Consider the following 14,880-nt stretch of genomic DNA (forward strand, 5'->3'; position numbering starts at 1 on the left):
TTTTCGAGGAAAGAAGAAACACTCTTTCAATATCAAACTTGAAAATTTAAACAGGCTCTTAGACTTTGCAAAAAATAGTGGGTAGTAATATCTTACCATAGCCCCTTTCTCCAGACAGTGGACAAGGTCCTATCTGATTAGCAGTGTTATCTTCATCCTACTTAGAGTGTTGATCAGGCTCTTATACCTTATCCTTTCCCTCGCACATCTTTTTATGCCCAGTATCTCTTCCAGATAATAGAATGTGGCTTCCTTGGTATATTCCTGTTCCATGACAATGGCATTCTGCATATCCTTGTCATACCTGGCCAACAGTCTGATCTCATCCTTAAGGTTGCTCCTGATCTTCATGCCCTCCAGCCTCTTTTCCCAGTCATTATGAGAAACGGAAGCCTTGCCTATGACCCTGTTCATAATTAAGTATGGATTGGATGATATTTAGGTTCATTATGTGCGCCGAAAAAATAAGAAGAGACAAGCCTTTCAACCGACTCATCCCTTCCATTATCCTGCCTATCTTCCGCATATCACATCATACGCGGAGCAGCCTTTCGTATAATCATCTATCCCAGGTTCGAATTCCTTCCACCATTCCCAGACATACAGACCATAACCTTTCCATTGCAGCATCTCTATCTCTGCCTTCCACTCATAAGACCATTGATTGTTAAGACGTGGACAGACCAGGATGCGTAGATGCCTTGGAATACCTGCCATCAATTCCTCCGACAATACCTTTCCGCCCGTTGAGAACCATTGAAAACCGGGAAAAAGCCCCGTCATCCCTTCAGCCACGCCATCATCATCCACTAACACCATCCTCATGTCCGGGCGGTATTCCATTGTCGGGTCTGGAAGATGATAAAACGAAGGGATATTTTTTACCTTGGAGAATAACGCCCTCAACCTTTCATCCGCCCCTTCCTTTCTCAGCGTCTTACTCCCGAACCTTTTATTCCTGTATGCATTGCCGACCGTATACCTGATCTCTCCGGGCGTAAAGTCGGAGGAGGCGTAAGGGAGAAGGATGTCAAGTGCCTCGTCTCTCCCGATACCGTATTCACAGAGATTGCAGGCCGTATCATAGACATACCCGTTACGGTTGCCTCTCCTGAATCCCCCTTCCGTCCATGAGAGTATGATCCTGAGCCTCTCGTCCATATCCGTAACCGGGGCTGTACAGTTGGCTGTATCCGGATTTATGGTCATCTCCTCTTTTATCTCAACCGGTTTATCCCATACAAGTGCTCCGGGGTTGAGATGGAGGTCAGGATCATAGGTGACGTTCGTATATCTTGCCACATCCTGAGCTCTTCTATCCTCATCCACGCCAAAATCCTCCGCTATGGCCCTGTAGTATAGTTTATGGCTTTCCGCATCAAGACTTTCCGGAACCTTGACCAGCACCTTGAGGCCTTTTCCGGATATTGAGAGGAAGACCGAGTATACATAAGGGTTCTTCATCAGCCGTTCCTTCTCTGAAAACACGTCCCCGTCCAGATGGTCTATGTCGATGGCCATGATACCGCTATGCCTTATCAGTCTCTCTTTCCCGCGTCTCTCGAATATGCCTGAGAATGAAAATCCGGGAGCGTCGAATTTAGCCCGGTCCATTTCCTCCCCGGTCCTGGCGTTCCTGACCTTGTCCGCATATTCCCTGTATTTCCCTTCCTTAATCAGACGGAGGGCATAATCCACACTCATCCTTTTTGCCGGAAGTGTATTGCTCTTGCTTGTATAAAAATCTATATCGTTCATTGCTGCTCGTTTTTAAGTTGTTGATGTGTGGAGGCGTTCGCTGTTTGGAGAGCGAACACCCCACTATGTCAGATTATCGGTTTATATGTTAGATATTTAAAGTGTCCAACAACTGTCCACGGTGTCCATCACTGATCACCACTGTCCACAATATAAAAGATGGACACTTGTATCTTTTTTTTCTTGGGTCATTCATCCTTATATTCTGTTCTGTCAGGTATTATAATATTGGATACCATATGAATCTGACAAAAGAATGACCCAAAAGAAAGAAAAAACTCATTTCTCTCTCTCTTTCTTTGGGTTATTTCCTTGTAATATTCCATTATTAGTCATTATACATAGGATACCATATGAATTGGATAAAGGAATAACCCAAAAGAAGAAAAAATGGATAGTGGTGTCCATTTATTTTTATAGTGGACGGTAATGGACACCGTGGACAGTAGTGGACATTGATGGATATTATGGATGACCGGCTAAATCATTGGTGTCCATTTATTTTTATATTGGACAGTGGTAATCAGTGATGGACACCCGTATTCAATCAGGCCTAGGGTAAGACAAAAATCATTCAACCAGCCTCAGGCTTATAGTACAATGCCCCGACAGAGAAGAGTAAAGGCAGAGTTCTTTCAGGGATTTCATGGGTGAAGGGTTGGCCCTCAAAAGCCAATCCCTTCACTTCCACTACTCCCCATCCTCAATATCCATCTCCTTCAGCCTTTTCCCTACAGTGGTGGGTGAGAGGTTCAGTTCCCCGGCTATCTTTCTGTTCGACATACCCTGCCCGTGCAATTTCCTGATCTGTTCGAGCTGCATATTGTCTGCATCCTTCAAAAGGTCACACTCCCTGGCTGTCTGGATAGGAATTTGGGTGTCCATTCCGGTCTGGTGAAGCTGTGCTGACTGTATGAAACGGAGCATGGTGGGGTCGAGCGTCTTGTCAATCACATAAGGTATCACATGGTTCCCCTCCCATACTATCCTGCCGTTCCTGCTCTTGAGCTGCTTCACGTATCTGCCCGTCGAGGGATTGCTGCTGTCAGTACCTATGGCGAAGACCGACTGAACGAAGTTGGTGAGCATGCTTGAGCCCAGGCAGTGGTTGATGTCAAGGGGTGTGAACGGCTGGATCTTCGGGGTATGGTTGACTACAAGGATAGAGTAGCCCTCCTTCGCCCAGTTACAGAACTCCTGGCAGATCGGTTTCACATCCTCGGCCTTCATCCCCCCGTTGTTGACAAGAAAGGTGAGGTTGTCAAGAATCAACACCCTCGCGTTCACCTTTGCCATCATCTTCCTTATCAACGGCAGGAACCTGCCCGAATCATAGAGGCCGTCTCCGACCATGCTTAAATCCGGGCGGTGGAGATTATCGGGCCAAATATGCAGTTCACCGTCCCTTGAGGTATATCTCTCCTGGAACTGCTTCATGGAGAGTTCAAGGTCGAGATACAATACGGTTCTCCCCAGTCGCCCGCTTATATGCTCCGCTATCTGGACCGCATAAAGGCTCTTGCCCGTATTTGTCCGCCCGAAAAGGATGGCGAACTCGTTCTCGAACCATAGGGCGTTGCCATTCCCGTCACCTCCCCATAATATCTCCGGCACGGGTTTACGTTTTTCTTCCATCATCATACTGTTCAGGGATTTTCCCATTATAAAGTCAAGTTCATCCGCCTCCTCTGCCGGCTGTGTATCCTTGGGTGTTGCAGGTGCCGTGTATCCATCCTCCCTCTCCGCATGCCATTCCTTCCCGCTGCCGAAAAGGTTGAATTCCGGCACTTCTATGGGTGGCACGACAAGAGGTATGTACGGCAACGGACTTTCCGCATCATTCCAGCATTTCTCAAGGCTGGCGTTAAGGGAAGCGATAATTTTTTCATCTGGTTCTAATTTTTCAGTCATCATTTTATTAGAGTTTTTAGTTGTACATTGATTTAACATTCACACGTATAAGAATCTCCAGCTTTCAGCCCGCCATTCTGATACCAATGAAGAAAGGATGACAGAACCGGCCACTGCCCCGCCATCCCTCCATGACTGAAAACTGAAAAATAACCTATACACTAATTAGGGCATGGCAGGAAATGACGCGCGTTTTTCATGTTTGGAGTGCTATTATATATATAAGGTATAATTGCCCAACGTCCAGCATCCTCCCAAAGCCTTATTACCGAAGAAACAAATACTCACAATGAAGGGCGCCGAAAAAATACCTGAATATAAATTGCCATAGCCGGGAAAAGGCAAAGGGAATTACCGGGGAAATGGACGGCGCTCTTCTTATTTTTTTTTCTCTTCCAAATCGCTAAAACACCATTCACAGCCTGCCAGAACCTAATAACTGAATAATAAAATAGCATAAACCCTATGTTTAAAGAGTTCATAAATCAGCTATTGGGACTTGAGCGGGAGCCTATGCCCAATCGTCAGGATACTTTTACCGCACCTGATGTCACCGAAAAAGCGGTATCATCCGAACCTGTTCCTGAAAAATACCAAAGAGACATAGAAGCGCTCCGACAGAAATATGGAGACGCTTTTAAAACCGGTCTCTGCATCAATCTGACCTTGCAGGAGGCTTTATCAATCATGCCGAGGGTAAAAAGGAGACGTATTGATTCATACAGAGGTTTACAATCCTATTTGATGAAAGAGTGGGATATCACATTAACAATCACATCACAAAAAACTAAATCTAAATCATTATGAAAAACTATTTTATTGCAAACGGTGAGATTCTGAACACCGATATGAGTATTGAGGAAATCGAATCACAGGTACAGGAATCATTGGACGAATACACTTCCGGAATGGCACAATTCAGAGTCAAGGAAATAAGCGAGAAAGAGATCAGGATGTTCTTTGTCAGGGATTTTCGTTGCGACCCTAATAAATTAATAGTCTATGATGCTGACATGTCACTCATTACGGGAGTGGGAATCGGAGCTTTCCAGCTTCAGACAGTCGGAGGGTATCCAATGATTTATCCATTGAATTTTGCAGGGAAAAACTTCTACACGGATATAACTGCCTTCATCAGGTTCTACAAGTCTCTGTTGTTTATGGAGATGGGACAGAAGGTGGAGCATATCGGCCTGAGAACTTATTCGGACCGGATTTTAATGCAGATAATCTTTTAATCCTTATGAATGTCTTGGTAGCATGTGAAGAGAGTCAGGCCGTATGTCTGGCTTTCAGAAAACTGGGTCATAGCGCTTTCAGTTGTGACCTTCAGGATTGCAGCGGTGGTCATCCCGAGTATCATTTCAAGGGGAATATGTTTGATGTAATCGCCAATCGTGGTGGAACTTTGGAGAATGGAACCAAACACTTTCTTGATGGTAACTGGGATCTGGTCATAGCCCATCCTCCCTGTACTTTTCTTGCTGTCTCGGGTGCAAGATGGTATTATCACCCCGACGATAAAAGCCTTCCGATAGAACAGAGAAGACCACATCCGAAGTTCCCCGACAGAGCCAAAGACCGAGAAGAGGCAGTCCAGTTTTTTATGGATGTTTCAAGGGTTGGAGTGAGTAAACTGGCCATCGAGAATCCGGTAGGTATCATGAGTAGCCGATGGAGAAAGCCCGACCAGATAATAGAACCTTGGATGTTTGGTCATGAAGCTAGCAAGAAGACCTGTCTATGGTTGAAAAGCTTGCCTCTCCTGGTACCGACAAATGTGGTTGGGAAAGGTGAGGTGCTGACATTCAGGAACGGCAACCGGATGCAGAAATGGACCTCCGACATATTCTTCTCGGGCGTGTCGGCAGAAGAGAGGAGAAGACTGAGGAGCAAGACCTTCCCCGGGATAGCGGATGCGATGGCTGACCAATGGGGAGGTAAGATTATGGCAGCGTAAGGCAATAACGACAAACACAATGGGTAACTATGAAGAGCACAATATATACCACAATCGGAGCGTCCAACCACTCTGATACAACAAGGGAGGAACATGATTTTTATGCTACATTCCCTGAAGCCATAGACAGATTATTCGAGGTGGAGAAGTTTCCTGATACTATATGGGAACCTGCCTGTGGAATGGGGCACCTGTCTAAAAGGATGATAGAATTAGGCAAGGAGGTTTATTCCACTGACCTGATAAACCGGGGTTATGGTACCGGTGGCGTTGATTTCCTGAAAGCCACTGGAAACCCTTATGGAGCTGTCATTACCAACCCTCCTTATAAGATAGCCCTGGAATTTATAGAGAAAGCCCTGGATATATCGGGAGAAGGAACAAAGATAGCCATGTTCCTGAAGCTGACATTCTTGGAGGGAAAAAGACGCAAACCGTTCTTTCAGACCAATCCCCCATTGAAAATCCACGTCTTTTCTTCCCGTGCCGTTGTAGCCAAAGGTGGAGATTTTACAGCAGCCCAGGCAAACGGGAATGCTATCGCCTATGCCTGGTTTGTTTGGGAAAAAGGTTATAAGGGAGATACTGTAGTGGATTGGATCAACTGAAATACGGCGTAGGGAAACGATACATTCCGGAAATGACAAATATAATGGTTATATGACGGAATGGTGTGTTCCCGCTGGATAATATAAATTTATTAATTCATTAAATAACAGAAAATTATGAAAAAGAAAAGTGTAAATACTACTCAACGATTGGGTAAGAAAATATTTATAGCAGGAAAGGTGTATGACCTGCAAGTGATGGATAAGGATGAGGTCGAGGCATCGGTGCAGGAGTATCTGGACAGTGCAATCGGTAAGGGTAGGGTAAGGTTCGAGCTGTGCACAATCGGAAATATGACCGCCATGTTCTTCCACCGTGGATTTGACTACAATACCTATGATGCAGACCCGGTGAAGGATATAATGGATGCCGATGCTTTCATGATGACTGCCCACGAATATGGCGGTTTTGAGATGCCCCGACCTTTTCCTACACTTCCTGTTCCCGGTTTCGGCTATCCCTACCGGATAAAGCAGACCGATTTTCTGGATGCATACCAAAAAAGTGCTTATGCTATAGGGGCAAGCAAGATTAAAGATGCTTGGCTGGAGATAAGTCCTAGGTGCATAGCATTGAGGATACAAGTCCAATAAAGCTAAATAAATAAATAAATAAAAATTCGATAAGCCTAAATCAATCATTAGGATTTCTCTATGTAGTATGACAAAGAGAAATCCTTTATTTTTCTCATCTCAATCAGAAAGGCCTGCTTTATTAAGTGACCTTGTTAAATATAGAATATACCAGTTTTTTGTCTTCCTAAATATGACGATGTCAAAAAACAGTTCATCAGATCTGGTTGTTCTCAGAAACTTACTATTATCCCAATGTATATCGAGAAAACAATATAAAGTTGCGTATCATAATGATAAATTGTCACAAACTTCAATTGTCCAAAAGCTATTCTCTACATATACCAGACTCTCATAAAGAAGTTTTGAGTCTATTAAGGAAGCATATACGGCTTTCATAGCAGGTGGCGTCGGTCATGCACAGGTGCAGGTTCTCAAGGTAGGGCTTTCCATAGGAGACCAGAACTTTCTGAAGAGAATCGATGTCAAGAAAGGACGAGAGTTCATTGCAGATGGCACTGCCAATCTTGTAGTTGGTTACGGGACAGTCCGGGTCTATCATAATTCCACAAAACATCTGATAGTGGATGTTGCCGTTGAGATATTCCACCAGCAGCCGGTCGGAGAATCCGGTGTAGGCTTTCAGTACCATAAGGGCAATCTTTGCCGAAGGAGGAAAACTGCTCTTGCGCCCTAACCGGTACCATACTCTTCCGCTATGCGCTCAAACGGAAACACGGAATGGAGCCTGCCGAGCTCACTCTCATTGAAACTCTTGCAGTATTTTCTCAGAATAGCGAATTCCGTAAAGCCCAAAGTAAGGTGGATTTCTGAAATATTTCGTATCTCAGCCATGTCTTAGTATGTGGATTCCCCCGTTTTGGCCGTCAAACCTTATTTTCGTGGAAATATCCAAAGATACGCAAAAGCCAATCAATTCGCAATACCTTGAACATAAGCCAGTTGACTAAATTTATAATATTTACTGAATGTCCCTATTTATTGGATATCCCTTAAAAACTTATCGATCGATGAACAGCCAGCACCAAAAGGCTGTACCGCCCGTTCCGACGAACGGTACTGATCAAGCCCCCTTCAATAGCAAATTGGATTTCCCCCAAAAAAACTTCTCTTTTTTATTGTAACGTTTATTATTTCAAATTAAGCATGGAGGCTATTTTACTAAACGGAGCAGTTCTTCAAGATAAAAGTTATAAACATCTCTAGGCACACAACTATACTTTTTACAAAGGTAAGATGCTAAACCGACAACTTCACCCATCATGCCAGTGCATCGCTGTACTCTTACAGTTCCGAGCGCAATGTGACTGACACTAATGTTTCTCCCTGCCATAAAAAGATTTTCAACATTTCTTGAATATAAGCATCGATATGGAAAGGTATAAATGTTTTTATTACGATTAGCATGTACTGCATAGCCAATAAACTCTTCTTTAGGGAAATAACTACTATTTTTCTTATCTGGATAATGCAAATCAATTCCCCAAGTTGTCGTTACTATGGCATCAGGATACACAATTTTTCTATCAATATCCTGCTGTTTCAGAAAGATGTCGCCAATAAGACGGTAAGATTCACGTTTACCAGTTACATAGGATATATCACCAAGTGTATAATAAGCGAACTTTTCGGGCTTATGTGTCTTGATATATGCCCAGTTTCCATAAATAGCACGCAGATTATGGTCTCTGATTTCTTCAGCTTGGTCTACAGTATGCATATTTCCAAAACCTGTTTCCCAATTGAAATATGAATGATATATTTCAAAGTTATAATCTGCATTGAATTGCAACATCCATTCTTCAATAGGGAAGTCACTCTTTTCATTCGTCTTTCGCGAATGCCATTGATTCGTACTACCCATCACTAGGTTGTCAGCTATATCAGGAGCCATATCTTCTCCTGTCTCATGTTTACTTTCCCGTCCATAAGCATGATCAGCGCCAGCAAGTAGTCCCAAAGTCGCATCACCTGTACAATCAGCGAAAATTTCACCACTGAAAGAATGCCTTTTCAACGATCCTAAATCCACTGCAATCACCTTGCATACACGTTTTTCATTCATTATAACTTCGTTAACATGCATACCTTCAAACAAACTTATATTAGGTTCGTTTGCAACAAGGTATTTCTTAATGGAATCAGCATATTGGCCAATTTTTTCTCCTCTGAAAACAATTTGATTATCTTTATCTTGATATTTACCAAATTTCGATGGATCAAAAAAAGTAAAATAATTATCCATCTCACGCACAATACGTCCCAGTTTCGGATATTTGTTATGATAAAGGTCTCCATCCATCGGCACGCCAATTTCCGAACTGCTGTTACCACCTAACATTCGTCGATTGTTAATGAGCGCAACCTTGAGATTCAATCGAGCAGCTTGTACTGCAGCAGCAATGCCTGCTACTCCTCCCCCTACAACCACCAAATCGTACTCACCTTCATCGACAAGTACTTGCGGCATAAATAGTTTACGAAACGCTTTTTCAGCAATAAGATTATCTGGCAACTTTACGTTTTTTTTTGAGAAAAATAATGCATCGCAACGCCCTTCAAATCCCGTTAAATCCTTTAAGCGAATTTCAGTTTCTTTATTAACGATATTAATTTTTCCTCCCGAATACCATTTCCATCCTGGTTGTCCACTAGCACCAAAAACAGAATCAAGTAGGATTTGTCCAATTGAAAGTTGAAATTTGCCAGGTCCTTTCGGAAAAGGAGCCCAATCTTTAGTACGCACCCACAAATAGTATTCTCCTGTTTCAGGAAATGTGACGGTTGTATATGCGTCATCAACATTTTTACCCATTCCATGTGCCAGTAGATAAGATGATCCCATCTGATCGAAAAATTGTGTATCAACAACCCACCCTCCCTTCTGCTCAAATAACTCCGTTTCTACAAGTAATGACTGAGCATATATTTTATCCGTAAATAATAAAAGGGAAATAACGCCCAATGCTTTTAGTATATGCGACATAAACAAGTAAAATTAGTATTCTAAGCAAAGAGGAGGAGGCATAAATAAACAAATGAAAGTCACTTCACCTCCTCCGCAATGCTAATTTTAATCAAATTAAGTGCCTGCTAGTCCATCCATTAATAATTTGGATTCTGCCCTAAGTTCTCATTAATGAGTACTTCTTTCGTAGGTATAGGCCACAGATATTGTCTTTTTGCATCAAACTTCCTCTGTACTAACAATTTAATAAGTCCATCTTGATGCATTTTACTGAAATCAGGTACACCATCTTCATCAATATCGGGAATTCCAGGGAAAAACCACAATCCTGCATCCACGACTTTGTTCTTTAGTTCTGCAGGATCCAGCATACCATAGATTCCCGTATTCAACACTTTCTCAGCCAACCGCCAACGAATAATATCCATATAACGAATACCTTCGTAGGCCAATTCCATTCGCCGTTCTATTCTTACCGTTCTGCGTAATTCAGCTTGATTAGTAGTACTCACAGCAGGATAAGCATTGGTCTCAGAAAGTTTCACTCCATAAGCCCTTGCTCTTACTTCGTTGATGGCATCGAGTACACTTTGGTCAATACTATTCATTTCTATCTTTGCTTCAGCATACATTAACAGCACATCTGCATATCGCATCAGGATATCATTCTTATCAGTGCTGAAAGAATTTTGTATCCAAGTATCATCTACAAATTTTTTCCAGAGCAAGCCATTGTATGACGCATATTGCCCCACCGATCTTGTGTCTTGATTCTTCACTTGTTTCCCTGTATTATAGTCCAACACCGTCAATGCATCGGGATGCGGATTATACTCATAGCCTAAAAAACGAGTACCGAATTCTACAATAGTAGCTGAACATCGTGGATCCCTATTCTTAAATGGTTCGCGTGGATCATAAAGGTCTGATTCATCAATGGGCTTTCCATCAACACATAAAAAAGCACAAAACAAATCCCATGAAGGATTATGTTGCGCGAAACCACCGGGAATACGAGAGACATAGCCCCTAGTTCCATATTTAAAGCCTAACTCTATAGAGCGAGGAATCGTAAAAATAAACTCGGGGGATGTTTTTGTTTTACTCAAAAATAATTCCTCGAAATTACCATGCAATTTGTAAACGCCAAGATCTATGCATTTTTTGGCAGCCTCAGCAGCTATTTCATAGTCCCCATTATATAGTGCAGCTCTGGCTTTATAAGCATAAGCCATGCCTTTTGTAGCACGTAACTCACCAGAGATTGTAGTTGGAAGATTTTGAGCAGCTTTATCAAAATCTTCATAAACAGCTTTCATTACCGTTTCCTTATTTGTTCTACCTATTTTAAAGGCATCATCCAAATTAGTAATAGAGCCATTCGGAAAGACGACATCACCAAATTTAGAAACCAACCTAGCATATTGAGCAGCCCTTACAAAGTAGGATTCAGCTTCAATTTGTTTTAGGAAATTTTCGTTAATGCCCAACTTTCTTGCTTTTTCAAGATTTTCTAATAAATTATTTGCTCTAGCTATAGCTTCATACGAATATCCCCACATATCACTTACAGTACCGGATTGCCCGTTCAACGTTCCATTAGTAACTCCTGAAAGATCTGCTCTACTTGTCCAATCATCTGTGAACGAATCAGAGTCAAGTCCCCAATATTTACTAGCATACATAAATCTAACAGACATAGTCAATTCTGTTTCTGTAGAATACCAATTATCACTTGAGCCCTCCGACAATGGATTTAAGTCCAAATCAAAACACGAGATAAGCAACATACCCGTACATAGTATCACTATCAATTCTTTTACTTTTTTCATTGTATTGTTTGTTTAAAAGTTAATGGATGCACCAAAAATGAAAGAGGTGGTTATTGGATATGCAAAGTTTGTCATTTCAGGATCCCATCCGTTAGGGAAATTACTAATTGAAAATAAATCATTTACCGCTGCATAAAACCTCAATCCACTTATTCCGATTTTATTGGTAAACGTTTTAGGGACAGTATACCCTAATGTAATATTCTTCATACGCAAATATGCTCCATTAAACAACCAGAAACTAGACATTGCATAGTTGTTGGCAGCATTAGTATTAGTGAGCCGTGGATATTCCGCAACCATATTTTGAGCATCAGAATTATAATGACTCCAATATTTCCCATCCAACAAACTTGGAATATTAGCCCAGTTATCACGTAAAGGACGGACCATATCTGCCGTCTTTCTTGAATTTATTTTTCCAACACCTTGCAGCGTTACTGAAAGGTCAAAATCTTTATAACTTACATAGAAGTTAGAGCCGTACATAAATCGGGGTAATGATCCGCCCAGCAATACGCGATCGTATTCAGGAGAAATTTTCCCATCAGGTATCCCATCAGGACCACTTATGTCTCGGTATTTAATATCTCCGGGTTTTACTGTAGCATTTAATACGGGAGAGTTATCAACTTCTTCCTGCGTTTGATATATACCCTCTGCAACATATCCATACCATTCATTAAATTCGCTACCTTTTTTCTTCACTTGATCACCTAGGAACTCGGTTCCACCCAAATCCCCCATTTTGGATTTAAAATCAGATAGATTTGCAGAGATAGAATAGCGCCAATCGCCGATTTTGTCATTCCATCCTACCTCCAACTCAAAGCCATTCGTGTGCATCTTTCCAGTATTTTTATCTGGATTTTTTTCATATCCTACGTAATCAGGTATTTCAAGTGCAAGTAGCATATCTTTGGTCGTTTTGTAAAAATAGTCAAAGCCAACTCGAAGTCTATTATCAAACAAATATGCATCAATACCAATATTCCATGACTCAGTAGTTTCCCACGAAATGTCCTTTATCGGAAATTTACTAGGCGTAGCAGCCTGTTGAGAAACGACTTTTCCACCACTGATAAATGGTATATTAGTGAATCGTATAGTCGATTGATATGGATAATCTCCGATTCTTTCGTTTCCAAGTGTCCCCCATGATACTCTGAGTTTAAGATAGGACAAGAAAGCAGTCTTCTTATAAAACGGCTCTTCGCTGATAACCCATCCGCCCGAAAATGAAGGGAATGTCCCCCAGCGATGATCTTTGTGAAACCTTGAAGAACCATCTATACGAACGTTAGCTTGCAATAAATATCTATTCATATAATTATACATAACTCTTCCAAACCACGAACGATAAGCATATTCGTTAGCTGTTCCCGAATTAGTTCTATAATCCAGCGGGCCAAGATCCAGATATGGGAACGAATCAAGAATATATTGAGATCTACCAGCCGAAAGGCTTTCATTAAATGATTTATAACCTTCGTATCCCACCATCACATTAATATTGTGGTCACCAAATGATTTAATATAATTTCCTACAAACTGTGCCAACAATTTATAAGAATCGTTTCTTATTTCGTTTAAGGAAGTAGCTTTTGCATCATATCCAGACATATATCCGACAAGTTTACTCGGGTCATCTGCATCGTAATATGGTATTGCTTTCTTAAAAGTTTTTCCCTTATAAAAATTAAAAGTAGGCGAGAATGATGCTGATAGTGTAAGACCGCTTAGCGGTTTAATGTCAACACCCAATTTGGCACTAATATGGTTGTGAATAGTTTTACTAAAACCACCTTCATTAACAATAGCGTGAATATTAGCGCCTTCACGCCCAGCGCCATATCTTCCGTCACTCCACAAACCTGCAAAAATAGCTGGCGAATTATTTATTCCGCCTTGAAATGGATTTTCTATAGCATCGTTATTTGTACTACGTCTTGCACTAATATTTGCTATCGCCGAAATATATTTATTAATACTAAAATCATTATTAATACGAACAGTATAGCGGTTTGAACTTTTGTGCGCATAAAGACCATTTACTTGATCGTAACCAATACTTACTTTTGACTTAATCTTCTGTGTACCTCCTGAAAGATTGATTAAATGGCTTTGCCGCGGAGCGGTATTGTCAAGTACTAAATCATACCAATCTGTAATTGGATATTTATTGGGATTTTCAGCATGTAATGTATAATAATTAGAAATTAAATCTTTATCATACGTAGGGTATTTATTAGATCCATTACCTGCATCATTCCATCTTAACTCATTTTCCATTTCCATAAAACGGGTCGCATTTACGTATTTAGGTCTGGTGGCTAACTTTTCAAAACCATATTCAACTGTGTATCCAATAGTAAATTGTTTTTCTTTAGCCCTTTTGGTAGTAACCAAAATGACACCAGCAGCAGCCCGTGAACCATAGATAGAGGCTGATGCAGCATCTTTTAAAACGGTAATATTCTCCACATCATTTGCATTTACAAAATCGATATTATCAACAATTACCCCATCAACAATTATAAGTGGCGAACTATCACCTATAGTGGTAATTCCTCTGACCTTGAGTGTAGCCTCGCTGCCTGGTGAACCATTCGAACGAGTAACCATCAGACCTGGCATAACTCCTTGCATAGAGGTTGATAGTGACATATTTTTCCGCTCAGCGAGTTTATCTCCAGAAACAGTAGAAATGGCTCCTGATAAATCTTTCTTTTTAGCTACGCCATATCCAACGACTACTACCTCATCCAAAATTTCAACATCTTCATCCAATATTACATTGAATGTTTTTCGATTTCCTGTAACAAATTCTTGTGTCTCATATCCGATGTAAGAGACAACCAATACAGCATTGGGCAAAATTTCTAAAGTAAAATTACCATCAGCATCAGTAATCGTACCACTACCATCTATTCCTTTTATTTTAATTGTTGCGCCAATAATAGGTTCTTGCAAATTGTTAACCACTTTACCTGAAACTATTCTTAATTGTTGCTGAATAGGAGCTGTTCCATCATACATAAAAGATGAAAGTTTGTTTGCTGCTTCCACATTCATTTGTAGTAAACTACCCATGAGAAGTAATAAAGCAATTTTTACTTTTGTCGATGCATTTTTCATAAGCGTTCATTTTTTTACAATTTGTGACACATGTTCTAATTTTTAATTGTTATTCACTACTGTCCCGTAAAAGTGGATAAATAGTTCTTTGAAATTATTGAAATATAGTCA

The 14,880-nt window shown here is 41.1% G+C and carries 11 protein-coding genes and 1 pseudogene; 5 read left to right on the forward strand and 7 right to left on the reverse strand.

Annotated elements, in window-relative coordinates; translation table 11 throughout:
- Positions 1–129: 129 nt before the first annotated feature.
- The 3 genes from DWY55_RS20715 to DWY55_RS20725 form a co-directional block, all read right to left on the reverse strand.
- Complete coding sequence (locus DWY55_RS20715; protein ID WP_243633685.1) at positions 130–414, reverse strand: hypothetical protein; 285 nt, start codon at positions 412–414, stop codon at positions 130–132.
- Positions 415–513: 99 nt separating this feature from the next.
- Positions 514–1,758, reverse strand: a complete 1,245-nt coding sequence (locus DWY55_RS20720) for a BT4734/BF3469 family protein (RefSeq protein ID WP_243633686.1) — start codon at positions 1,756–1,758, stop codon at positions 514–516.
- A 690-nt stretch (positions 1,759–2,448) separates the two neighbouring features.
- Positions 2,449–3,672 carry an AAA family ATPase gene (locus tag DWY55_RS20725; protein ID WP_229077993.1) on the reverse strand — a complete coding sequence of 408 codons (1,224 nt, stop codon included), beginning with the start codon at positions 3,670–3,672 and terminating at the stop codon, positions 2,449–2,451.
- Between the two features lie 462 nt (positions 3,673–4,134).
- Here DWY55_RS20725 and DWY55_RS20730 point away from each other — a divergent pair, with 462 nt between their 5' ends.
- The 5 genes from DWY55_RS20730 to DWY55_RS20750 all read left to right on the forward strand — a co-directional run bounded on the left by DWY55_RS20730 (position 4,135) and on the right by DWY55_RS20750 (position 6,831).
- Positions 4,135–4,476, forward strand: coding sequence for a hypothetical protein (locus DWY55_RS20730; protein ID WP_120178341.1), 342 nt, complete (start codon positions 4,135–4,137; stop codon positions 4,474–4,476).
- Entirely contained in the window at positions 4,473–4,907 is a 435-nt protein-coding gene (locus DWY55_RS20735) for a hypothetical protein (RefSeq protein WP_120178342.1), read from the forward strand. Before DWY55_RS20730 ends, DWY55_RS20735 begins: the two co-directional genes overlap by 4 nt.
- A 5-nt stretch (positions 4,908–4,912) precedes the next feature.
- Entirely contained in the window at positions 4,913–5,629 is a 717-nt protein-coding gene (locus DWY55_RS20740; protein ID WP_120178344.1) for a hypothetical protein, read from the forward strand.
- A gap of 29 nt (positions 5,630–5,658) precedes the next feature.
- Positions 5,659–6,237 carry a hypothetical protein gene (locus DWY55_RS20745; RefSeq protein WP_004295177.1) on the forward strand — a complete coding sequence of 193 codons (579 nt, stop codon included), beginning with the start codon at positions 5,659–5,661 and terminating at the stop codon, positions 6,235–6,237.
- A gap of 117 nt (positions 6,238–6,354) precedes the next feature.
- On the forward strand, positions 6,355–6,831 hold the full coding sequence (locus DWY55_RS20750) for a hypothetical protein (RefSeq protein WP_120178346.1): 477 nt from the start codon (positions 6,355–6,357) through the stop codon (positions 6,829–6,831).
- Between the two features lie 315 nt (positions 6,832–7,146).
- Here the strand turns inward: DWY55_RS20750 and DWY55_RS22615 are convergent.
- The 4 genes and pseudogenes from DWY55_RS22615 to DWY55_RS20770 form a co-directional block, all read right to left on the reverse strand.
- Positions 7,147–7,665 (reverse strand): annotated as a pseudogene (locus DWY55_RS22615) (transposase); the annotation flags it as partial.
- A gap of 319 nt (positions 7,666–7,984) precedes the next feature.
- Positions 7,985–9,817, reverse strand: coding sequence for an FAD-dependent oxidoreductase (locus DWY55_RS20760; RefSeq protein WP_120178347.1), 1,833 nt, complete (start codon positions 9,815–9,817; stop codon positions 7,985–7,987).
- 119 nt (positions 9,818–9,936) lie between these two features.
- Complete coding sequence (locus DWY55_RS20765) at positions 9,937–11,631, reverse strand: RagB/SusD family nutrient uptake outer membrane protein (RefSeq protein ID WP_120178349.1); 1,695 nt, start codon at positions 11,629–11,631, stop codon at positions 9,937–9,939.
- A 12-nt stretch (positions 11,632–11,643) separates the two neighbouring features.
- Complete coding sequence (locus DWY55_RS20770; protein ID WP_120178351.1) at positions 11,644–14,769, reverse strand: SusC/RagA family TonB-linked outer membrane protein; 3,126 nt, start codon at positions 14,767–14,769, stop codon at positions 11,644–11,646.
- Between the last annotated feature and the right edge of the window lie 111 nt (positions 14,770–14,880).

The organism is Bacteroides sp. AF25-38AC (assembly GCF_003602995.1).
In the GTDB taxonomy this organism is placed as follows: domain Bacteria; phylum Bacteroidota; class Bacteroidia; order Bacteroidales; family Bacteroidaceae; genus Bacteroides; species Bacteroides uniformis.